This is a genomic window from Leptolyngbya sp. 7M (assembly GCF_018128485.1).
In genome coordinates, this window is the sequence record NZ_CP070897.1 from 4,278,846 (window position 1) to 4,299,795 (window position 20,950).

21 protein-coding genes and 1 tRNA gene are annotated in these 20,950 nt (G+C 49.1%); 12 read left to right on the forward strand and 10 right to left on the reverse strand.

The annotated features are described in order from the left end of the window. Nucleotides 1–102 precede the first annotated feature (102 nt). Nucleotides 103–363: a hypothetical protein gene (locus JVX88_RS21885; protein ID WP_211620249.1), complete on the reverse strand. Its 261-nt coding sequence runs from the start codon at nt 361–363 to the stop codon at nt 103–105. A gap of 244 nt (nt 364–607) precedes the next feature. Next, entirely contained in the window at nt 608–1,069 is a 462-nt protein-coding gene (locus tag JVX88_RS21890) for a DUF3553 domain-containing protein (protein ID WP_211620250.1), read from the reverse strand. Between the two features lie 309 nt (nt 1,070–1,378). Here JVX88_RS21890 and JVX88_RS21895 point away from each other — a divergent pair, with 309 nt between their 5' ends. The 5 genes from JVX88_RS21895 to JVX88_RS21915 all read left to right on the forward strand — a co-directional run bounded on the left by JVX88_RS21895 (nt 1,379) and on the right by JVX88_RS21915 (nt 6,695). Next, nucleotides 1,379–1,966 carry a peptidoglycan-binding domain-containing protein gene (locus JVX88_RS21895; RefSeq protein WP_211620251.1) on the forward strand — a complete coding sequence of 196 codons (588 nt, stop codon included), beginning with the start codon at nt 1,379–1,381 and terminating at the stop codon, nt 1,964–1,966. 371 nt (nt 1,967–2,337) lie between these two features. Further along, nucleotides 2,338–3,345: a hypothetical protein gene (locus tag JVX88_RS21900; RefSeq protein ID WP_211620252.1), complete on the forward strand. Its 1,008-nt coding sequence runs from the start codon at nt 2,338–2,340 to the stop codon at nt 3,343–3,345. Nucleotide 3,346: 1 nt separating this feature from the next. After that, nucleotides 3,347–4,216 carry an HlyD family efflux transporter periplasmic adaptor subunit gene (locus JVX88_RS21905; protein ID WP_211620253.1) on the forward strand — a complete coding sequence of 290 codons (870 nt, stop codon included), beginning with the start codon at nt 3,347–3,349 and terminating at the stop codon, nt 4,214–4,216. Nucleotides 4,217–5,179: 963 nt separating this feature from the next. Beyond that, nucleotides 5,180–5,644 carry a calcium-binding protein gene (locus JVX88_RS21910; RefSeq protein WP_211620254.1) on the forward strand — a complete coding sequence of 155 codons (465 nt, stop codon included), beginning with the start codon at nt 5,180–5,182 and terminating at the stop codon, nt 5,642–5,644. 550 nt (nt 5,645–6,194) lie between these two features. Continuing rightward, nucleotides 6,195–6,695: a hypothetical protein gene (locus JVX88_RS21915; RefSeq protein WP_211620257.1), complete on the forward strand. Its 501-nt coding sequence runs from the start codon at nt 6,195–6,197 to the stop codon at nt 6,693–6,695. 26 nt (nt 6,696–6,721) lie between these two features. Here JVX88_RS21915 and JVX88_RS21920 read toward each other — a convergent pair. The 3 genes from JVX88_RS21920 to JVX88_RS21930 all read right to left on the reverse strand — a co-directional run bounded on the left by JVX88_RS21920 (nt 6,722) and on the right by JVX88_RS21930 (nt 9,899). After that, nucleotides 6,722–6,808, reverse strand: a tRNA-Ser gene (locus tag JVX88_RS21920). An 81-nt stretch (nt 6,809–6,889) separates the two neighbouring features. Next, on the reverse strand, nt 6,890–7,666 hold the full coding sequence (locus JVX88_RS21925) for a hypothetical protein (RefSeq protein WP_211620259.1): 777 nt from the start codon (nt 7,664–7,666) through the stop codon (nt 6,890–6,892). Then, the gene (locus JVX88_RS21930) at nt 7,620–9,899 is read right to left on the reverse strand and encodes a cellulose biosynthesis cyclic di-GMP-binding regulatory protein BcsB (RefSeq protein ID WP_211620260.1); all 2,280 of its coding nucleotides are present in this window, start codon (nt 9,897–9,899) and stop codon (nt 7,620–7,622) included. The genes JVX88_RS21925 and JVX88_RS21930 overlap by 47 nt, the downstream gene beginning before the upstream one ends. A gap of 43 nt (nt 9,900–9,942) precedes the next feature. Between JVX88_RS21930 and JVX88_RS21935 the strand changes: the two genes are divergently transcribed. Then, nucleotides 9,943–10,236: a glycosyltransferase gene (locus JVX88_RS21935; protein ID WP_263975204.1), complete on the forward strand. Its 294-nt coding sequence runs from the start codon at nt 9,943–9,945 to the stop codon at nt 10,234–10,236. A gap of 520 nt (nt 10,237–10,756) precedes the next feature. Then, nucleotides 10,757–11,131 carry a hypothetical protein gene (locus JVX88_RS21940; protein ID WP_036006047.1) on the forward strand — a complete coding sequence of 125 codons (375 nt, stop codon included), beginning with the start codon at nt 10,757–10,759 and terminating at the stop codon, nt 11,129–11,131. A gap of 199 nt (nt 11,132–11,330) precedes the next feature. Here JVX88_RS21940 and JVX88_RS21945 read toward each other — a convergent pair whose 3' ends face one another. From JVX88_RS21945 to JVX88_RS21955, 3 genes are all read right to left on the reverse strand, one after another. Further along, entirely contained in the window at nt 11,331–12,467 is a 1,137-nt protein-coding gene (locus JVX88_RS21945; RefSeq protein WP_211620262.1) for a 1,4-alpha-glucan branching protein domain-containing protein, read from the reverse strand. A 75-nt stretch (nt 12,468–12,542) separates the two neighbouring features. After that, nucleotides 12,543–14,204: a hormogonium polysaccharide biosynthesis protein HpsL gene (gene hpsL / locus JVX88_RS21950; protein ID WP_263975205.1), complete on the reverse strand. Its 1,662-nt coding sequence runs from the start codon at nt 14,202–14,204 to the stop codon at nt 12,543–12,545. Between the two features lie 146 nt (nt 14,205–14,350). Continuing rightward, entirely contained in the window at nt 14,351–15,208 is an 858-nt protein-coding gene (locus tag JVX88_RS21955) for a manganese catalase family protein (protein WP_211620264.1), read from the reverse strand. Between the two features lie 1,389 nt (nt 15,209–16,597). Here JVX88_RS21955 and JVX88_RS21960 point away from each other — a divergent pair. From JVX88_RS21960 to JVX88_RS21970, 3 genes are read left to right on the forward strand one after another with little or no spacing between them, the layout of a single operon-like run. Then, complete coding sequence (locus tag JVX88_RS21960; protein WP_263975620.1) at nt 16,598–16,999, forward strand: acyl-CoA dehydrogenase family protein; 402 nt, start codon at nt 16,598–16,600, stop codon at nt 16,997–16,999. A gap of 11 nt (nt 17,000–17,010) precedes the next feature. After that, on the forward strand, nt 17,011–18,345 hold the full coding sequence (locus JVX88_RS21965; protein ID WP_211620266.1) for an LLM class flavin-dependent oxidoreductase: 1,335 nt from the start codon (nt 17,011–17,013) through the stop codon (nt 18,343–18,345). Continuing rightward, nucleotides 18,342–18,812 carry a hypothetical protein gene (locus JVX88_RS21970; protein WP_211620268.1) on the forward strand — a complete coding sequence of 157 codons (471 nt, stop codon included), beginning with the start codon at nt 18,342–18,344 and terminating at the stop codon, nt 18,810–18,812. Before JVX88_RS21965 ends, JVX88_RS21970 begins: the two co-directional genes overlap by 4 nt. Here JVX88_RS21970 and JVX88_RS21975 read toward each other — a convergent pair. Then, nucleotides 18,752–19,531 carry a response regulator transcription factor gene (locus JVX88_RS21975; protein WP_211620270.1) on the reverse strand — a complete coding sequence of 260 codons (780 nt, stop codon included), beginning with the start codon at nt 19,529–19,531 and terminating at the stop codon, nt 18,752–18,754. The two genes, JVX88_RS21970 and JVX88_RS21975, sit on opposite strands and share 61 nt — an antisense overlap. A gap of 394 nt (nt 19,532–19,925) precedes the next feature. On the opposite strand from JVX88_RS21975, the gene JVX88_RS21980 reads away from it, so the two are divergent. Then, nucleotides 19,926–20,327, forward strand: coding sequence for a Uma2 family endonuclease (locus JVX88_RS21980; RefSeq protein WP_263975206.1), 402 nt, complete (start codon nt 19,926–19,928; stop codon nt 20,325–20,327). Next, nucleotides 20,248–20,511, forward strand: a complete 264-nt coding sequence (locus JVX88_RS40900; protein WP_263975207.1) for a Uma2 family endonuclease — start codon at nt 20,248–20,250, stop codon at nt 20,509–20,511. Before JVX88_RS21980 ends, JVX88_RS40900 begins: the two co-directional genes overlap by 80 nt. Nucleotides 20,512–20,526: 15 nt before the next feature. On the opposite strand, the gene JVX88_RS38835 is transcribed toward JVX88_RS40900, so the two are convergent. Then, complete coding sequence (locus JVX88_RS38835) at nt 20,527–20,925, reverse strand: ABC transporter substrate-binding protein (RefSeq protein WP_410503723.1); 399 nt, start codon at nt 20,923–20,925, stop codon at nt 20,527–20,529. Between the last annotated feature and the right edge of the window lie 25 nt (nt 20,926–20,950).

A 20,950-nucleotide genomic window follows, 5' to 3' on the forward strand; every position in this document is an offset into this window, starting at 1 on the left:
ATGCCTGGGTCGCCATTTGCTCGGCATTTAGTCGGCATTTAGTTGCATTGGTAATTGACGGCATCTCTCCAACAGCTAGGGGCGATTTAAAACAGCTACCAATCAACGCTGAGTAGCACTCGCTAAGGGCACCATTGCAGGTCTCGCTTTTGCTTGGTCAGATGGAATCAGTTTCCAACCTGCTTTTAAGAGCATTTGGCAGGTGGCCCATCCTTTAGAGCCTCTGGGAATGTCATAGTCTGGCACACTCAATCCCGGAAAAGCAGTGTATGGCTTCCAAGGCTCATGGGGCTGCAGACGCATATGCAAAATCTTTTCGCCATTGGTTGCAAAGCCTTCTAACCAGCATATTTGTCCAGACATAATAAATTCCTCAATTCAGCAAGAGTTCAACTGATCCTTGGCTACCTAGCCTGAATCGCTTCATAAACTCTTATCTATAGTGCTATCCTAAAAAAACTCGAATCTGTTCTACCCGAAGGAGAAGATTAGGCTAGGATATTCAACTCCAAAGGTGGAGATGATAGCAAAACGAAAATAACAAACGAAAACGAATGATTATCGCTATTTCTTGCGGAAAGTTGCAAATCTACCTATAGGTTAGGAATCAAGTAACTCGCTGGAGCAACCGACGCAACAACGCCGTCTGGATATCCAGCGTTTTGTAGCCAACTCGATCAAACAAAATCGTTACTTTATCGCCCTCATAGCGCAACACCGTTCCCAAACCCCATTCCTTGTGAGTAACTTGAGAATTCAGAGCATAGGGTTGACGACTGGACGCTTCAATGCTCACTCCGGCTTTACAGTTATCACAGTTATTGCAGGGGCTGTTGTACTGTTCGCCAAAATAGTTGAGGAGATACTCCCGTCGGCAGCCTTTCACGTCGGCATAACTCCGCATCATCTCTAAACGCGACTGTTCAAATTTCTGTCGCTGTTTCCGCGCTTGAGTGATCTTTTCAGCTACGTCCTGACTTATTGCTTCTAGGTTATCTATTGGTTTGCAAAAGCTGATTTCTCCTGATGGGGGTACCTCTAGTACATCAATTTCTGTCAGACTATTCAACAGCTTATTTAGCTTTAGTTTAGACAATTCAGTCTTTTCCTGGAGCTGTTTTACTCGGCAAGGGGAGAGGAGAGCGTTTCCGCCCCTTTTTTCATGCTTATAACCTTGAAACAACTAAAATATAGCCGTCGCCACGACAGTTAGGACAGAGATATTGCGCGCAGCGCGCCTACAACAGTGTCCTATCTCTTCTGCAAACACTATAACTGAGGCAACTGAGAAAAAGGTGAGATCAATACTGAGAAAACTACTCTTTGAGCTTTAGACATACTAGAACTAAAGCTTATGAAACATATGAGGTTATTCTCCATGCAATCTACTTCAACCGTCTCTCGTCCCTTAGCAGTCCTCCGTTCTGGTAGTACAGGTGACGATGTTCGCTTACTTCAGCAGCGCTTGAATATCATCCGCACCATTCCTGGGCTAACCGGTTTAGCTGCATTAACCGTAGATGGAAACTTTGGTCCTCGGACCGCAGCAGGCGTGCGACGATTTCAAACTCTATTTAATCTCACAGTCGATGGAATTGTTGGCCCTCGAACTTGGTCCATTTTATTTCGGGAATCGCTGCCAGATTCGTTCTCAGAAACCACAAACTTTAAACCCTTTCGAGTTGAGTTTGCTCCTGGGTCTACTTCCGGCATCGTTGAAACTAGTTCAGTGCGAGGCGATTTTGAAGTTTATGTCGTCAATGCCAAAGCTGGACAAATTGTTCGGCTCAATATCACATCTCTAGAAGATAACGCTGTTATAGATTCAATCGTTGCTGCTAATAATCAGGAATTGATTCCAGGAATCGATGACATCTTGAGGTTTCCGCTGACCGGTGATCATCTGATCGTAGTGGGTAAAACGCGCGGAAACGCCACTTATCAACTTGAAATTTTGATCCGCTAGTTTCGCTTTCATTCACGGCTGCATTTGGCAGCGCATGATTTTGGAGGATGCCGTCACGCTGCTCATCAAGTCTATTGGACAGGGCTACTTCCGTCTGTTTTAGTAGCATTTAGTGGCGGCTCTTCTTTGGTGATATAGCCTTTTTCAGGCTAGTGAAGTACGAAAAACGGGGTGCAGGGGCACTGCCCCTGCGTGGGGGCAGTCCCCACACCCCCTATACCTCACATGAGTGAAAAATGCTGTAAGACGACCTTGAATGGAAACACCCCCTATTGCCGTGCTGATAGCTGTAAGCGATTCTTCTACATCCGTCAGTTTTCAATTCGAAGCAATCGGAGTATTGTTTTAGGTACGGATAAGAGTTGCCTTCTATGGTTTCCAGCTATCAGCAGGTGATCGCGCAATTAGGGATTGACATAGAGCTGTTTCTGCAGCGACTAGAAGCAGGTTTATATAAAAAGCCGCTCAGTCAGCGGGACAAGGAAATCATCTGTTTGTTTTTGCTAGGCTATCGCCGCAAGCAAATTGCTGAGAAAGTTAACCTGTGCGATGCCGAAGTTGGCAATCAGCTCAATGCCAACATTTATCCCAGAATTGCCGATTTAATGCAGGTAGAGCAAAGCGAAATCGCCAATAACTGGGTGTTGATTCTGAATTTTTTGCTGAATCCAACGCATGGCTATCGGTTGAATCCGGCCACTCAGTTGAACAGCGATAATTTTCAAGGCAGCTTTGGGCGGCAGATGTTCTTCTATTCGCCGGATCAGCGCATTGTTCAGCTTCAAATCAAAGGAACCCAACGGTATCAACAGGGGTTATATTACCAAGCGCTGCTATTTTTCGTGAAAGCCTGGAATGAAGAACAGAAAATATACAGCAGAGGTAATCCAGAAATTTGCATTTATCTGAATAACTGTTTAGTTGAGTATCAAAGGCCCTTTTTAGAAAAACAGAACATTCCCATCTATACTCTGGCTGTAGTTGTGCCGTTTCATCATAATCAAGGGAGAATTGCGGCAGAGATTCTACGCGGAATTGCTCAGATCCAATCTCAGGTTAACTTTCAGAATTTTGACATTCCCAGCCTAGAGATGGAATTCTGTCAATCGGCAGAATCGGATGTTAGCCAAAATGGGAAATCTGATCAGGCTGAGCAGCCGAAAATCACTGGATCCAACATCTTCTCGGTTTTTGGTAATGCCGGGCCGATTACGTCTAGCAAGCTCGCATTGCAAATCATGGTTGTCAACGATCCGAATCATGTTTATGACCCCTACAATCAGACGGCTGAACGATTGGCCAGCTTAGCTCCTCAGCTCAATCTCAGTGCTGTGATTGGTCACTACTCTAGCGAAATGACCCAAACAGCCTCAAGCTAAGGTGGCTCAAGCTCAGCAGCAGCTCAGCCAAACTCAAGCCCAATTACAGTCAGCGCGCAAAAGCTTAGCAATTGACGAGAAAATTTACAACGACCTTGCTCCGTTGCTGATTGATGGTGGGATTGCGCGCGTGCAGGTGGTTCGGCAAGAGCAGCAGGTGATCGAGTCACGGGCAGAGGTCAACCGTCTGGAGCAGGAAGAGCAACGCTTGCAATATGCGATCTCTCAAGCCCAACAGGAGTTGGCTAACACGGTCGCCGTATCAGGTAAGGATTTGCTAGACAAAATTGCCGAAAACAATGAGCAGATTGCAGCCATCGATAGCCAGTTGAATAAGGTGATTCTCGATAATGAGTCTCAAATTGCTGAATCCGAGAAGCGATTGAGTCAAGCTCAGCTAACCCTGCGATATCAGGAATTGCGCGCACCTGTTGATGGTATTGTGTTTGATCTGCAAGCCAAAGGCCGGGGATTTGTTGCCAATTCCTCTGAACCAATCCTCAAGATTGTACCGGGCAACGCACTGGTTGCCGAAGTTTACATCACCAATAAAGATATTGGTTTTGTCAGCGAAGGAATGCCAGTGGATGTGCGGGTTGATTCCTTCCCATTTAGCGAATTTGGTGACATCAAGGGTACTTTGGTCAATGTTGGCTCGGACGCTCTACCCCCTGACCAGATTTACAATTACTATCGGTTCCCAGCCAAGGTTGAAATTGACCGACAGGCTATCAGCGTCCGGGGAAATGAAGTACCCTTGCAGTCCGGGATGTCTGTCAGCGCTAATATTATTACCCGCAAGCGTACTGTCTTGAGCATCTTCACCGACTTCTTCACTCGTAAAACTGATAGTCTCAAGAACGTTCGTTAATTAGTGGCGTAGTCATTTATTGAACTATTCAGTTGATTTACCCAGTCAATTGATTTCTAGTTTTGAAGTTTAATCTCGCCCTTAGTTAGTTTATTAGGCGCTAAGGGCGATTTTTTTACGAATTCCTTATCGATTACTTGCTTATCGCTATCTGACTCTAGGCATTCAATGAGGTTCGAATAAAATTATCCTTCTTGAAATCTTGCACCTGCGTTAAGCCATTTCGCAGCTAGGCTGTCCTAGCTGCCTTTATTTTTTAGGCAGAAAAATTTGTGCCACTGTGTGAGAATTGAGCTAAGCTTAACGAGAGTTCAGAGGGCATGATGATTTGATTGGTATACCTGGCATGGTTGACGAGTTAGTTAAAGTTAGTTAATTGACTGGTGATTGCCTGATCTCAGTGCCAATATGGCTATGTTTACATTAGCCAATCTCATCTAAGGGATGTCGGGCGTTTTTTTTTATTGACCAGCCTAATTTGATCGTAGATTAGCTGCTTTTGCTTGCCAATTTAAGCAGTTAATTTATTTAAGTAGCAATAATCGGTAAAGCGTTTCGTCAAATATATATTTGACAGAGATGGAATGCTGATTTTACAAAATAGATGCTAACTTCTAGCATCTCAGCGTATTCTAAGGGTTGAATTGCCGTCAGGATATAAGGATTGGTGACGATCAATTAAAGTGATGAAGTGCCGGTATGGCTTAGTTAAAAATTCTAATTATGCTAACAAGATCGCGTTTCAAGCGATTAGTTTTTGTTGGTTTGAATATGGCAATTAAGTTTATTGAATCTTACGTATTTCATAGTTCATATTTGATGGCCAATGCTAAACTTTGCATCTAACAGTATGAGGAGCAAGCTCTGCTACATCAAGGATCAAAATTAGGATCAAAAGGAGCAGCGGTAGCTATTACTCTCCTAGCAATGCTTGAGTCGCAGGAGTAACGAGCAGGAGTAATTATGTCGGAACTGATTACAGTCAATCCCCCCGGTACACCCTCCACCGGCCCCACTCTGGGTTTGAATATTATTAATGAACAGCCCGTTCAAGTGTTTAAGCAATCGGCTACGGGGCCAGTCGTTGTAGCGGGTAGTCCAGGACGAGATGTGATTCGAGTTAGTTCTCCCGGTGATGTGACTGGCTATGTAATTGAAGCAGAAGCTGGCAATGACGAGATAATCGGGGGGGCAGGAGAAGATCAGTTGTCTGGTGGTGCAGGTAACGATCGGATTGAAGGCGGACGCAGTCGAGATAAGATATTTGGCGGTAACGGTAACGATCAGCTTTTCGGGAATGAAGGAATTGACGTTATTGATGCAGGCGGATCGACGGCTACTGCAACTTCCTCCATATCCGCTAGCCGTTGCAAATGCAGCTCTCGTTCGTCAGGGGATAGGCTATCTGGATCCACTTCGCGCATTTGATGGTAGGTATCTCGAATACTTTCCACTGCAGCCATGTAGGTGGTGTATTGAATGAACCATTCTGCCGCGTCATAGGACCAGGTTCCCTGATAGTGCTGGTGAAGGTCGGTGCAACTGGCAAAAAACCGATATTCGCTGTTACCGATTGTAATGCTGGGAGAACGATGTCCCTGCTCGAAGTCATTTAGTCGGGTCAGAATGGCTGGTGAGTGGGGTTCAAACCCAGCGCTGCCATTGATTCTGGCAATTAAACACAATGAGTCATCGTTAGGAACCAGACCTTCGATTAGATAATCAATCAAGCGTCTAATCATCCTTCCCTCCCAAACTTCAAACCTCTGGCATATTTCTACCCATTTGAGCATAGAAAGACGAATCCACCAAGCACGGATGTTGTCGCTCTATTACAGTTACAGCACTGACAAGCAAGGTTAGAATTAATCGTGCTGACTAGTGCAATATCAAAGCTGCACGGTTATGCGCTGCTCTACTTGAAGAAATGCTTCAGAGAATGGAGCAGATTCTGGATTTCGATTTGGGGCAAGGTTGAATGACTGAACGACTGGACCGGATTGAAGCAATTTTGCTGCAACTCTCGGAGCGACAGGATCGCTTTCAGGGGCAGCTTGAGCAATCAACTCAGCAACTATCGGAACGGCAAGACCGCTTTCAGGAGCAGCTTGAGCAATCAACTCAGCAACTCTCGGAGCGACAGGATCGCTTTCAGGGGCAGCTTGAGCAATCAACTCAGCAACTCTCGGAGCGACAGGATCGCTTTCAGGGGCAGCTTGAGCAATTCAATCAGCAGACACGGCAACTCATTCAAGACACCGCTGGAGATCTGGTTAGCTTGTTGAGTACGTTAGCCTCTGATCTCGATGCGTTGAATGCTAACGTCAACGCCTACATCGCTCAGTCCAATGCTTTTCTTGCCGCTGAGCAGCGGGACCGGGCAGAATTTCGTCAGCAGATGGTGGGGCTACAAACTGAAACACGCAACATCTTGCGGGAACTGGCACAACGGCGACAGTCCCAAAACGGCGATGAGTGAAGAGCAGATCTAAGCCAAATTCTGAACGGAGAGGGGGGGATTCGAACCCCCGTTGGGTGTGACCCCAAACTTGATTTCGAGTCAAGCGCATTCAACCACTCTGCCACCTCTCCAGAGGCAACCGATCTATTGTAATGCGTGAGGGTGCAATTCGGCGATCTGCAAATCGAATTTTGGGTTGTGGCAATTCGACTTTAATCCTTCTGCATGGCTACAAAACCCTTGGGTGTCGATTGGATTGCGCCTTTCTGCGGCAGAGAATGTAGGGTAACGCGATGTTGAAGCAGCCACTGTTGTGTCGCCGGGTCGATTAGGTCGCCAAACACAATGGCAGTTTTGGGCTGAAGTTTTTCTAACAGTTGGGGGCTGAGGGGATTACCGGACCAAGCAATCACATCTATTTTGGATAACCGCTGCCCCAAGTCAGCCTGCCGCTTCAGATTAGGCACACCCTTGAGCCACAACCAGGTTTGGTGATGAAACTGTATTCGCAGAATATCCGGTCTCGTATCGATCAGCTCAACTCTGGTACCACCAGCCTGAATTTTGTGGCTTATGGAAAGGGGTAAAGCAACTCCCTGCTGGTTTTTTACCTGCTCGAATAATTCTGTGTAAGTTATTGTGGAGTCAGATGCAAATGTATTGTGAGATGAAGTAGAAGTATTACTGCTACTGCTGGGACTACCGTAAAAAATACTGACTGATTTAGCTTGAATCAGCGTTTGCCATGCTTCGACGCTGTCTGTGGTCAGGCTGGGAGCGATAGCCCAATCGAGTTGATTAATGCCTTGCTGTTGTAGAAATGGCAAGAGGCTGAATTGCACATCTTTGAGGTTGCCACTGTGAATCAATCCAATTTTGCCTTTGTCCTGAATCACGAGGGCAGGCTGATCGGAAGTTGGAAGCACCGTCACCTGAGACAAATTAGCGGCAGTGTAGCCAACTGGTACAGCTACTAATCCAATTCCCACCAATCCGGCTAACCACCAGTAGCGATGCAGGCGTTGCCATTGCCAAATCAGCAAGATCAGACCATACAGCAGCCCAACCTGAAGAACGTTCGATTTGATAGAACAGCGGATCGCGGCTGATCAAATCGCGCACTTGGTCGAGTCCGGTGTCGGTCTGGCTGGTCAGGGCCAGCAGCATCCGGTCTGGGTTCCAGGGCGAAAAGATTGCTTTGATGACGCCTTCTACATCCGGTAAGGTTTGCACCTGACTATCGCGCCACTGCCGGGAAAACAGGTTTTGCAAGGCTAGATTATCAGCCTGGTAGGCTTCCGGAAAGGGAAACTTGGCCTGAACACCGATTCCGATCAGATGTTTGGATTGCCGTTGTTCTTCGGGCAATTGGCCAGCCCGGTAGACCGAGAACTGCACGGTATCATAACGACTCAACCGGCCTAACCGCTCGCTCACTTCCAGCATGAGCAGCAGATCGGCTTTGTTGGGATTATCGGGTACCACAATCGCCGTACTGGACAGATCCTGGGGAGCCGTGAACGGGTAGCCTGCCTGCAACAGTTTCAAGTCGGGCAGTTTGGCCACCTGTTCGCGCTTTAGATCAAAGCTGGTGTCAGCATGGATTTTGCCCCAGAGCTGCTGATCGGTGACGCGGCTACAGGAACGGCGTTCACGCGGATCGAGCCGGAAGTTGATCTGCATTTTCGAGTTGGGCTTGATGCTTTCAGCAGGAATGTCAATCCGCAAGGACTGGCGATTGGCCCCGCTGACAGAAGTGAGCCGCGCGCCCCCCAAGGGCACCCCATCCAACTGCACCTCTACTTGTGAGGTTAAGGGATTCACCTGGGGGCCATAGCTGTAGCGCAGCGTCATCGAGCTACCTGGCAAGATGCGGTCGTCGGGCAGGGCACGAAAATCAAACTCCAAGGCGGGCGCATGGGAGCCGCGCACTGACACGTCGGTATAGGGCTTGTCTTCAAAAGTTTTGAGGTCGCTCAGCTGGAACCGATCGGTAGGTGGCAGGTAGCCGCGCCATTCGCGCAGGGGAGGCGGAGACACCGCCGTCACTTCGTTGACAAAAATCACACTGCCCGTCCCCAACTGGCGATCGGGAGCTTGCACCATAAACTGTACCGCTTTCTCTACCGCTTGCGCCGTATTGCCAGTGGCAACTAACACCGGGGTTTTGCCCTGATTCACCGTTGTCATCAGCAGCACACCCACGTCATCCCCTAGCGCTTTCTGATTGCCATCTAGGAGTTTGCGGTTTTCCAGCGCTACCGGTAACTCCAATTCCCTCAGAATCGGCTGCTCGTTTGGGGTGCCAATGATCACTAACCGCTCGGCATCGTTGACTTGGTCGGGTGTATCTACAAGGCGACTATCGAGGGCGCGATATTGGGCAATCTGGCCCAATGAGGCTTGAAAGCGGGCGGCAGTGGTCAACCAGGTTTCGTCGAGAGTTTTAGGCTGCAAATAGGCAATTTGGTTCGGCTCCAGGCTGAGGGTGTCGAACACAGGATAGGGATAGCGGTCGAAATTGAGCGAAACCGGCTGTGGCTGGACGTTAAAAACAATCTTGGAATCTGGCAAAATTTCCGACCACAGGGATGGATCGTAAGGGTCCTGGGTACAGGTGGGTGAATTATTTTGTAATGCAGCAATGGCAAGTTCGTTGTAGTCCCGCAGTAGGCGTACCGGAACGTCAAAAATGGCGCTGCCAACTCGACCTTCGGGCTGATTGAGGGGCACGCTGCCAATGCTGGTACCGTTGATTAACACCGTTAGGTTGGAACGGCTGGCATACAGGGCCGGCGAATGACGATAGCGTAACTGTACCTTCACCGTGTCGGTTTTCCAGTGGCGCGGTCGGGTAAACCACAGTCGCGTTTCGTCATAGATACTCTCTAGCCGCAGGCGGTTGCTGACAATCGGACTACGGTTGAATTCCAGCACATACTGACCGGCGGAACCGGGCGCTAGAACGGGCGTTTTGGGTGCAGCAGGCACAGCCACCGATTTGGTCGCTGTATTTGTAGGAGGATTCGTTGAAGCATTCGCTGGAGCATTCGTAGGAGTATTTCCGGTTTGGGCCAAAACTGGCGTTGCGAGTTGCGCTAAACTCAAGCCCAGCAGCAGCCGACAGAGAAATAATTTCATCTGCGGCGAGCGATTGCCACGCTGGTTAGCACGATTGACAGCGGAGGATTGGGGGAATCGGAAGGGAAATTGACTTGTCATAGGGCGGGGTTGCACCGTGATGCGTGAATAAATCAGGACAGGAGTGATTTCTCAATCAGAAGCGATGGCCTGTGGCGTTCCGGTGCTGTCGGGCAATGCTGATGGTTCCGCTGATCCGCTTCAGGACGGTAGGCTGGGCTGGCGGGTGCCCCATCGCGATCCAGAAGCAGTAGCAACGGCTTGTATTACGATTCTGCAAGAGATTGCCAAACGCGAACAGGGCCAACCCTACGACCGACGCTGTGATAGTAACTGGTTGCGGGAACAGGCCATCGCCCTATTCGACAAGGCAGCGTTTGCCCAGCAGTTTCAAGCCTTGTTGAGAGCTAGCCAATAAGACGGTTATCCGCCCAGCAGCATTCGTCATCTGCCTATCTCGGCTCCCTTGAGATCGGCTACGATTTTACATATCAGGAGGTTCTGACTTGCCCACTCGAAGACAGGCAAATACCGCCTGCACTAGAGGTTGTGCTTAGCCGTCGTAATCCGGCGAACCGCTACCCTTATCCTTTTAGTCTGGCGAATCCTAAAGCAAAAGTTGAAGCTATCTTTAGAAAGCAGCTCAATCAGTCGAAAACTGTTTTCTTAAGTGGGTAAGTGATGCTTGTACAAGCATGGCACCCATTGCCAACGGGCAACCTTCTTCCAGCGACGGCTTGAATGGCAGCTAACCGCTTCCTTCAGTTGGTAGATGGGTGAGAAGCAATCGAGTGACACAATCTGAGTGGCGAATCCAGATAACGCGATGCGGGTCAGAGCCTTCGAGTGACACAATAAAACAATCAGAAAAACAGTCAGAAAACAGTCAGAAAACAATCAGCCGTATAAGACTATCCGTTTGTCTAGGAGGGTAACAGGTGAATCAAAACAGCTTTAGAAGCATTCAAATTTCAGGGTTTGGCTTCTGGTTGACCCTCCTGGCAATCGTGTGGTTGCTCAGCTCGATTGGCTTAGGCTGGCTGGTTAAATCGGTTTTTGTGTTGATTGGAATTATTTTGCTGATGCCTGTGGTTGCCTTTCTAGGCTTTCGCTGGTGGCTGAAGCGCAATCTGGTAATCGACCGCTGCCCAGTCTGCGGCTATGAGTCGGCAGGGATCAACAACACCCAGCTGCGTTGCCCTAGCTGTAGCGAGCCGCTTAAAGTGGAACACAAGCATTTCCATCGCCTCACCCCACCCGGAACCGTGGATGTGGATGCGATTGATGTGACGGTGAAGCAGATCGAAGATTAGGATTGCTCAAATTTATCTAGTTCTTGCAATCATGTCTGTCAGTCATGCGATTGGTCCTGCACCGTTAAAAAGTGACAATCGGCTTGACTGGCCAGGAATTTGAGCATGCTATGCGCAGATGGGAACTCTTGGCTGTGCTGCAGAGGGGATTGGAGTCCCCAAGCACATCAACAAGCACATCAAGAGTTTATCCAGCCCCTCAACTCCCCAACGGACGATACACCCGATAGTTGATATTTGGGAAAATATTGTCGATCGCTTCTACCTTTTGCAGCCAGCCTGAGTCGATCTTGGCTTGCAAGATGTCTTCCCAGAGCTTGTTAAACCGCATCAGGTGAGAGCGGGTGCGGCGGACCGCGTAGGGCACCATTGTGCCAGTGCGCATAATAAACGCCCAGTCAGAAGATTGGGCCAGCAGCAGCTCACGAGCCGCTTGGTTCAGGGCACGGGTTTCTAATTCATCGCTCGGTTCGCGACGCGATAGGTTGATCATCCGCTCGGCAGCTTTGTGCAGGTGGGGATAGATCCAGGCGTTGGTTTCGTTCAGCCAATACTCGTGGAAGCCTCGGAAACCCCAGCTCGACTGAGCCGGACGGCAAACCTGCTGCGTCGGGTGTTTCCTCAGATAATCGGCTAGATGGGTCATTTCGTAGGTGCTTTGGTCGAACCAGGTTTTACGGAACAGGTAGTCGATAAACCAAGGACCTTCATACCACCAGTGGCCAAACAGTTCGGCATCGTAGGGAGACACCACAATCGGCGGACGCTGCATGATGCTATAGAGGTGCTCGATCTGGCGCTCGCGGTTATACATAAAGTTGCCCGCGTGTTCTGCCGCCTTCTCTTTGGCCCAGTAGGGGTCGTATTCTGCCTTGTCGCTCAGGCCCAGGCCACGTCCGGTGATTTTGTGGTACTTGATGCCGGTATTCTTGCGCTGGCCGTTGGGCATAACGTAGGGCTTGATATACTCATAGTCCGCATCCCAGCCCAAATCCCGGTAGAACTCCCGGTACTCCGGCGCACCCGGATACTGCAAGAAGTTAGGCGGCAGCAGTACATCGTCATCCAAAAAAACAATGATTTCGCCCCGCGAGCGACGCACGCCATAGTTACGGGCACCTGGCAGACTAGCCCAGTTAACTCGGAACCAGCGGATTTTTTGCTCGATAGCTAGTTGCTCCAGGTATGCCTGCGTTTCCGGCTCATGTTGGGCAGTTTGATCGACGATCAGCAGTTCATAATTAGGATAATCTTGTTGCAGCACATTCGCCAGCGTTTCCCGCAGCACCTGCTCGCGTCCATAGGTGGGAATAATCACTGAAACCGAGGGCACCATGACCTATACCTCCTGTTAAAACTTGCTTAAATTTGCTTTAATTCGCTCAGACTTCCGTTCTTACTGTTCCCGCTATCACCTTCGTCGCTGCTTTTTCTTTTTCTTCTTCTTTTTTTTCTTCTTGCCCTTCGGATTACTTTCCTGTTCTTCCTCTTCGTCTGGCTCTAATTTGGCTAAACGCTCAATTTCCGGCAATTTGAGAATCACACCCGCAAAAAACCAGTAGTAGACCGCGACCGGATCGACATCGAGTGGGTAGTAGTAGGTGTTGTAGCTGATAAATAGAACAAACACCCAGAGCGTGGCTCCATAGCTGCGAATATTGCGATTACGCACCGAGCGATAGGCTTTGAATGTCACCATCGTCAGGACCGTTACCACAGCTAGAAACGCCAGTGTGCCAAACGGTCCAATTTCGTAGATCAGCTTGGGATAGTAGGTTTCCACTAGCTCGGTTTTGCCCAGCGCACGGGCTGAATTGGTCGCCCGCCCCAATCCGGCACCCAGTAAGCCGCCTTCTTTTAACGACCAGAAAAACTGGGCACGAATAAACGCATCGGGAGGCGAAGCCGCCCAGCGCACGATAAAACTGTTAATCCGCTCCTGCACTGTAGCTGCATTTTGCACCGCTGCCACACTCAGCACCACACCTAACCCAATGGCGATTGGAATAAATCGCTTCAGATTGGCTACCTGTCCGGTGAGGATCAACAGCAGCCCCGCCACGGTCGGAACTAATGCCAAAGCAATCCGTTGCCCAGACACCACAGCCAGCACAAAGGTCATTCCCAAGGCGCTCAGTCCCATCACCCGGCCATAGAACTTGGGATCGCTGAAAGCCGAGGCAAAGGCAAAAAACGTGCTGGAAATCAAAAACCAACCCCATTGCCACGGTGCTACGAACGTACCGGGTAGCCGAATTACTCCCTGTTGCGGGCTGTAGAGCAACGATCCGCCGACAAAACAGCGCGCTTCCAGCGATGCCTTGAACAGATCGGCTCCTTCGGCAAAGCGCGTGCCTGCACATTTCCCTGTTAACAGCATCAGGTACTGAATGAAGGCTAAACCGCAGCAAATCAAGATCAAAATGCTGGATAGGCGCATCAAAAACAGCATTTCTTTCTTGTTGCGGATCAGGTAGTAGGCGCAAGGAATCAGAGGCGCATAGCCAATCAAAACCTTGAGGCCCAAAATTCCCATCGCAATCGGCTGCTCGCCGCCTTTGCCAAAGAACTGCTGATACGTGTTGCTAGCTAGCATCGTGAACGTACAGCAGACCAGCAGAATGATCAAGGGCGTCACTAACTGCTTGGGAATCAGAATCGGCAATCGTTCGCGGCGGCAATGTTGATAGATACCAACTAGAGCTGGTAGATAGAACCCATCCTTAGCGAGCTGCAAGAGGGGACTGTTGCCGATCAAATAGGTGATGGTGCCGCCGAACGGCATGTAGATTAAAAATGCCCACAGCGCCAAACGCGGATATTTAAACGAAAGCGACAGGCACAAGATGGCTACCACAACCGCCACAGCGACCTTAGGGCCACCAATTAGCCCCAACGGTGCGCTGACAAACAGGGCAAATAGGAACGAGAAAATCGTGAAGTTGGTGACTTCTTTGCGGAGTCGGGCGGCTTTGCGCTTTTGTGCTAGCTTTTCCTTCAAGCTCAATTCGCCCTGACCAGGCGAGTCGGCTTGAGTGAGAGGCGGTTGGATCTGGGGTCTACTGACTAGCACTATGAATAGGTGCAGCTCTACAACGTTTGCGGTTTGTCCTTGTTAGTTATTCCCGACCGTGGGGGTGGAGTAACGTAGGGTGGAAAGGGGGCGCGTAGAGGCGTTTTGCAAAACGCCTGTACAATACAGTGTCTAAATTAGGGTGTTTAGTCGGATCCATGTAAGCGCGGATCGCCTGGAGGCGGCAAATGCTCTTCGCTCAGGGGTTGGGGCTTGGCAACATACTGAAATTCGCCTTTGCCATCGGGGGTTTGCCCTTTGGCCCAGCGACCTTCTCCGCTCTCCTCACCGTCTGAGTGGTTCCAGAACTGATAGGCATACTCGTTCTTGCCATATTCGTAAGCAACTTTGGGAACCACTACATCTTCAAAGCCTTCTGCCTTCAGATCTTCAATGGCTGCTATCCACTGGTTTTGGTGCATCGTGTCGCGGGCGATCATAAAGCTGAGGTGGTCTCTCACGCCTGGATCGTCGGTCATTTCATACAGCCGTACCGCCTGCATCAAACCCTGAGACTCGGCATGCAGATTAGAGCGAAAATCGGCCAACAGGTTGCCGCTGGCAATAATAAAGCGACCATTCCAGGGAAAGCCAACGCTATCAGCTGGCATAGCGCCGCCACCTGAAACAATTCCATGCTGCGGATTCATGGCGGCATTGATCGTATCGGTAATCACTTCCCTAGGATTACTACCTCCCATCACAGCACCCACCACCGGATCTTTAGCGCCATTCTCTTGCATTTTGATTGGTGCTTTATCAAGTAGATAGGCGATCATTGTAGCCAGCATCTCGACGTGGCCGATTTCCTCAGTGCCGATGTCTAGTAGCATATCGCGGTATTTAGCAGGGCCTCGGCAATTCCAGCCTTGGAAGAGATACTGCATCATCACAGTCATTTCACCAAAAGCACCGCCAACCAGTTCCTGTAGCTTTTTAGCGTAGGCGGCATCAGGCTTGGTAGGCGGAGTAAAATACTGCAACTGTTTTGCATGATAAAACATCGAAGTTACCTCAATTCAACTTCAAACAGAGCTTGGACAATGCTGCAAGGATGCCTGTGCTAGCAGGCAACAAAAATAGAGCATTAGGTTTTCGCTACTTGCTTTTCTAACGTTTGAAAATAGTTGCTAAATCAACCGCAGGAGAGACCATAGGAAAACTCAATCCTAAGGGCGACTGAATGTTGAAATTGAGGAATTTTCGCTATCTCAATCTGAGTAAGCGAAGGTAAGAAGCAGTGTATTTGCGATCACCTGATTAGTTCATTCAGAAGCTGTTTGAAATGCGAATAAATCCCCCCTTCTCGGGATCCTGGCTAGGACCAGCAGTTATTACTTCGGCGGGGTTAGAGAATGTAGGCAGGAGCATACCGGCTGGGATATCCCAGCCTTCGCTGCCCCCAACCCCCTTTTGGGGGGCTAGGGAGACATTCTTTCACATTGCCGGAGTAAACATTGCCGGAGTAATAGGAGAGGCTAGTGCAGAGTACTTTGATACTGTTCAAACGGGTTTAGAGGGTTGCTATACGTATGTACGGATACAGCCTCTGAATAGCTGGTTAAACTCCCCGCTTTCCTACCCAATTCTGGTAGGCATGGGTAAGCTGAATTTGTTCCCAAGTAGACAGTTGCTCCAGCTTTTTGGTCGAACCTTGGATTTGCAAAAACTGTTCCAGCTGCTGTCTGGTTGGAAGTAGGGTTGTTTGGCTTGATGTAATTTGTTTCCTCATAGCTAACGACACTGTAGACTGGTGTGTTACGGAATGCGCTGTAGAAAAATGGTTATACGAAGACATAGTTGTTGGTTCTTGTTTTGTGGTTGTTTTGTGGTTGTTTTGTGGTTGTTTTGCGATTTTCAAACGTCGATTGAGCAAGTCTTTACTCAACCTGCTTCTAAAAGTCCATCAGGGCATTTGACAAGTCACTTGATGCACTCTCATGTAGTGCATTCTCATGGATACTATTCCATGTAGCATCCTATGTAACTTTGTAGCTTAAATAAACCTGTGCTAGGTCAGCCCTAGAATAGATTTAAACCTGCTTCAGTCCTTACTGTTCCCTCTAGTCGAGGAAAAGCTATATCGAGAAAAAGACAGCGCTACAGAGAGCAGAACACTGCTCAACGCCTTTCCTGAGTTTGTTTGAGCAAAGGGACACAGACAGACTGAAGGCTTTTCAGTTCACTTCAATAGTTAGCCCTGTAAAGGTTACCACATATGCCACCGCAAGCGCCACTCACGGTTATTGGTGGTTTAGGCTATTGGTGATTTAAGGTTTGCTTTTCAGCTGTACAGTTATTAGGGTCGTATCGGTCCTTATGATGCGGCTAATACAATCTTTATACTAACAAATTTAGCAAAAATCTATACGCAAAGCCAAACCAGAGCCTGGATCACCTCAGGTGTGGAAAAAGCCACCGCCGATCCCTACATGCTGCATCACTATGGCGAAGCCTGGACTAATCTAGAAGCCGCCACTCTGCTGACCGATCGCGCTAATCAGCTCGTGCAGACGGCCTGGGAAAAAGGCAATGAATTAACGGCGGCAGAACGAGGTGAATGTGCAGTGGCGATTGCAACCGCAAAAACCTTTGTGACTCGGATTGGATTGGAAATCACCAGCAACATTTTTGATTGGATGGGGGCAAGGGCAACATCATCTCAATATGGCTTTGATCGGTTTTGGCGCAACCTCCGTACCTTCACACTACATGATCCGGTAGATTACAAGATTCGTGCTTTGGGCAACTGGGTATTGAATGGCGAGTTTCCCACCCCAGATTTTTACTCCTAGGAGGGTGATCGATGCCGCAAATGCACCTCGCTGCTTTTTTAATTGCCGGCCCTGTGGCTCACAGTCATGCGCTCTGGCGACATCCCCAAACTCAGCTTGGCTTTCTGCAACCAGCTTACTATCAGCAGATTGCGCAAGTGCTAGAGCGAGGTAAATTCGATCTAGTGTTTTTTGCCGATCGATTGGCTGTTTCCGATCGGTATGGTGGGAATCTGCAAGTCGGAGTGCAGTACGGCGATCAGGATACGTTTCGGCTAGATCCGGTTCCGGTGCTGTCCATGATGGCAGCGAGTACGAAGTACATTGGCTTGGGAGCTACCCGGTCCACCACCTATTACCATCCCTATCAGGTTGCACGCACCTTCGCTACCCTTGATCACCTCAGCAGCGGACGAGCAGCCTGGAATGTGGTGACTTCGGTGAACAATGCAGAAGCCCAGAACTTTGGCTTACCAGAACACCTAGAACATGATCGGCGCTATGACCGAGCCGATGAGTTTTTAGAATTAACGCTGAAATTGTGGCAGAGTTGGCAAGCAGATGCCTTGATTTTCGATCAACAGGCTGGGATTCTGGCTGATCCTACGAAAATAGATTATGTGCACCATCAGGGTGAGTGGTTTCAGTCACGGGGACCGTTGAATGTGCCGCGCAGTCCGCAGGGGCATCCGGTGATCATTCAGGCTGGCTCATCAGGACGGGGCAAGGAATTTGCGGCGCGTTGGGCCGAGGTGATTTTCACGATTCAGCCTAGTTTGACGTTGGCGCAACAGTTCTATGCCGACATGAAAGCGCGACTTGTGGCCTATGGACGTTCACCCAACTCCTGCAAAATTCTGCTGGCAGTAATGCCGTTTATTGGCGCAACTGAGGCTATTGCTGAGGCAAAGCGAACTGAGCACAACCAGCTTGTCTACCCTTTGGTTGGGCTTTCAACCCTCTCAAATCATCTCAACTACGACTTCTCCCAGCATGATTTAGATAAACCGCTCGAAGCTGTCAGCGTGCAGGGAATGCGCGGCATCTATGACCTGATTGCGCACCTGAGCCAGACTGAATTGCTCACTCTAGCGGAAATTGGCCGCCGCTACGGAGCCAGTGTATTAGTACCGCAACTAATCGGTACTGCTGTTGAAATTGCCGATCAACTAGAGCAATTCTTTCACGCCCAAGCTTGTGATGGCTTTGTGATTTCCCCTGCCTACTTGCCGGGTGCATTTGAAGAGTTTGTTGAACTTGTCATCCCTGAGCTGCAAAACCGCAGTCTATTCCGAGACGAATATACGGGTAAAACCCTACGCAATCATCTCAACCTTTGCAATTCTCCTGAGGAAGTTGCTCTATGACGTTTTTATCGGTATCTTTTAATGTTCAAAGGCTCGTACCCTCTACATTAAGCGCAATCCTAGTTCTGGGTGCTCTGGCGGGTTGCTCAACGGTTAAATCAACCCAGTCGAATGTAGACAACCTGCAAAGTTCTAGTCAATCTGCCGCAAATTCAATTGACGCGACGCAACAAGTTGTTCGAATTGGCTATGTCCGCTGGGGGCTATTGCCAATTGCCCGAGAACGGAAAGTATTAGAAGAAACACTGGCCAAACAAAACATCAAAGTGGAATGGGTTGGGCCGTTTCCTGCTTTTGCGCCCGTCCTGGAAGCAGTGAATGCAGGAGAAGTGGATTTTACCTCTGGCGGTGACATTCCCGGTATTTCTGGTTTGGTGGGTGGCACTCCGGTTTGTATCATCGGCTATCAGGCCCAGATACTGTCAATCCCAGCCTGCACAGTAACAGTAGTCACATTTTCGCCTTGATCGTTTTCTGTTTGTTCACTTGGCGCTTTTGCCGCTTTGGGCTTTGCTTCGGGTCTGAGCCGATAGCCAATCCCATACACGGTTTCAACCGGATCATTCAGAACGCCTGCCGTCTTCAACTTTTGCCGTAGCCCCTTTATGTGGGAACGGATTGTGTCTTCGCTGGGAGTTTCCTCAAACGACCAGATGTGATCAATCAGGGCACCGGTGCTAAAGATGCGATGCGGATTGCGCAGAAACAGCTCTAGCAAACCGTATTCTTTGGGGGTTAATCGTACCAGCTCACCGTTGCAAGTGACTTCACAAAGGCTGGGGTCCAACCTTAAATTACACCACTCCAGCAGAGGAGGTAAGGCCGCCCCGCCCCGCCGCAATAGGGCGCGAATTCGCGCCAACAACTCCGGCAAATTGAACGGTTTTGCGACATAGTCATCGGCTCCGGCATCTAAACCCGTGACTTTGTTAGTGCTGGCATTCTGGGCTGTTAATAACAAAATGGGCGTCTGGTTGCCCTGAGAGCGCAGCTTGCGACATAAACTAATCCCATCGAGTTTCGGCAACACCACGTCTAGCAATACTAGGTCATAGGCAAAGGATTCCAGTAGCGTCCATCCCGTTTCACCATCAGTTACCACATCCACCACGTAATGGTGCTCGCTCAACGCTTTCACGAGCGGTTCAGCAATTAGCGAATCGTCCTCGATCAATAAAATTTTCATAATCCGCTAGCCGCGACAAATAGGACATGCATGCCGTTTACAACGCTCCTATTGCTAGGCTAGCTCGAATCCAAACTGAGTAGCTTGTAGATTTATTGGGCATGGCCGGGAACCCAGACCAGCTAAGCCTGCCAGCTCTAATAAAGAATATTAAGAACTTTGAGATTTGAGATTGTTCATAAACAAAGATTGCGGTTCTCCTCAACGGCTTCAGAGATATCCAACCTGGCAGCTCAACCTATAATCTATTAATCTAGACAAGTCATCTCAAAAACGTCATGGCAATCACATGTGAAGCTGCATAGAATTTACCCCACCGCCTACGGCACCTCCCCTTGGTAAGGGGAGGTTGGGAGGGGTCTGATAATAAGCCGCTTCACAAAAAATTGGTATCATGGCAATCACAACCAAGAAATGGACCTTTGCAGAGTACCTTATCTATGACGACGGCACAGGGGCTAGATATGAGCTGGTCAATGGAGATCTCGTTTGCATGGCATTAGGTACCGGGGAACATGGAGATATTAGCGAGTTCCTCAACGAAGTATTCAAAGCCGAAATCAAGCGCACCTCGCGGTCTTGGACTTCTAAAGATATGAAGATCGGGATTCAATCACCAAGAAGCAGCCGGGATACCTCAAGAGTGCCTGATGTGGTTGTGCTGCCTTTAGAGCAATGGGAAGGGTTGAAAAAACGGGAATCTGTGATCACGTTAAATGAAGCTCCTCCTTATACTGGTGGTAGAAGTCGTCAGCCCAACTACAGCGGCAGCAGACTATCGTGCAAAACATACTGAATATGCTGTGTTAAATATTCCGGAGTATTGGATTGTTGACCCCATCCAATCACTGGTAACAATTTGCACTTTGCGGGATGGGGCCTATGATGATCGGGTTTTTCAAGGAAATGAGCTGCTTGTTTCTCCCACCTTTTCCGAGTTGAACTTGACAGCAACCCAAGTATTGGCAGCAGAACGCTGACAGGGGTTGATTGCTCTAGGAGAGATCGGGGATCAAATACTTGAACAAATCATCCACGACTAGATTAGCCGAAATGGGGCCGCTGCCAATCCAGTAGCTGGGCACATAATAGACTCGGTTTTGCTGCACAGCAGGCAATTTCTGCCAGAGGGGATCAGTTTTGAGTTTATCGATCTGAGCCTGTGCGTCTTGTGTTGCTTCTAACGTGTTTTCGCCAACCCACGTAAATATTACATCGCCATTCACTAAATCGAGCCGTTCTTGGTTGACGGCGGCCTGAATTGGATTGTTGAACATTTGCTGAGCTTCGGTGGCTGAGAGGTTTTGAGCCGGTGGGCGCGGTAGACCTGCATCTTGCAAAATCACACCGCAAAACGAATCCTTGAAATAGACGTTGATCTGGGAGGGTGACAAGGGAGCTACAACATAGAGTGAATCA

What these genes read in the sequence shown, in the direction of transcription:
- JVX88_RS21885 (WP_211620249.1), bottom strand. Translation starts at nt 363, where the DNA reads ATGTCTGGACAAATATGCTGGTTAGAAGGCTTTGCAACCAATGGCGAA.
- JVX88_RS21895 (WP_211620251.1), top strand. Translation starts at nt 1,379, where the DNA reads ATGCAATCTACTTCAACCGTCTCTCGTCCCTTAGCAGTCCTCCGTTCT.
- JVX88_RS21900 (WP_211620252.1), top strand. Translation starts at nt 2,338, where the DNA reads ATGGTTTCCAGCTATCAGCAGGTGATCGCGCAATTAGGGATTGACATA.
- JVX88_RS21910 (WP_211620254.1), top strand. Translation starts at nt 5,180, where the DNA reads ATGTCGGAACTGATTACAGTCAATCCCCCCGGTACACCCTCCACCGGC.
- JVX88_RS21915 (WP_211620257.1), top strand. Translation starts at nt 6,195, where the DNA reads ATGACTGAACGACTGGACCGGATTGAAGCAATTTTGCTGCAACTCTCG.
- JVX88_RS21930 (WP_211620260.1), bottom strand. Translation starts at nt 9,899, where the DNA reads ATGACAAGTCAATTTCCCTTCCGATTCCCCCAATCCTCCGCTGTCAAT.
- JVX88_RS21945 (WP_211620262.1), bottom strand. Translation starts at nt 12,467, where the DNA reads ATGGTGCCCTCGGTTTCAGTGATTATTCCCACCTATGGACGCGAGCAG.
- JVX88_RS21955 (WP_211620264.1), bottom strand. Translation starts at nt 15,208, where the DNA reads ATGTTTTATCATGCAAAACAGTTGCAGTATTTTACTCCGCCTACCAAG.
- JVX88_RS21965 (WP_211620266.1), top strand. Translation starts at nt 17,011, where the DNA reads ATGCCGCAAATGCACCTCGCTGCTTTTTTAATTGCCGGCCCTGTGGCT.
- JVX88_RS21970 (WP_211620268.1), top strand. Translation starts at nt 18,342, where the DNA reads ATGACGTTTTTATCGGTATCTTTTAATGTTCAAAGGCTCGTACCCTCT.
- JVX88_RS21975 (WP_211620270.1), bottom strand. Translation starts at nt 19,531, where the DNA reads ATGAAAATTTTATTGATCGAGGACGATTCGCTAATTGCTGAACCGCTC.
- JVX88_RS21980 (WP_263975206.1), top strand. Translation starts at nt 19,926, where the DNA reads ATGGCAATCACAACCAAGAAATGGACCTTTGCAGAGTACCTTATCTAT.
- JVX88_RS40900 (WP_263975207.1), top strand. Translation starts at nt 20,248, where the DNA reads ATGAAGCTCCTCCTTATACTGGTGGTAGAAGTCGTCAGCCCAACTACA.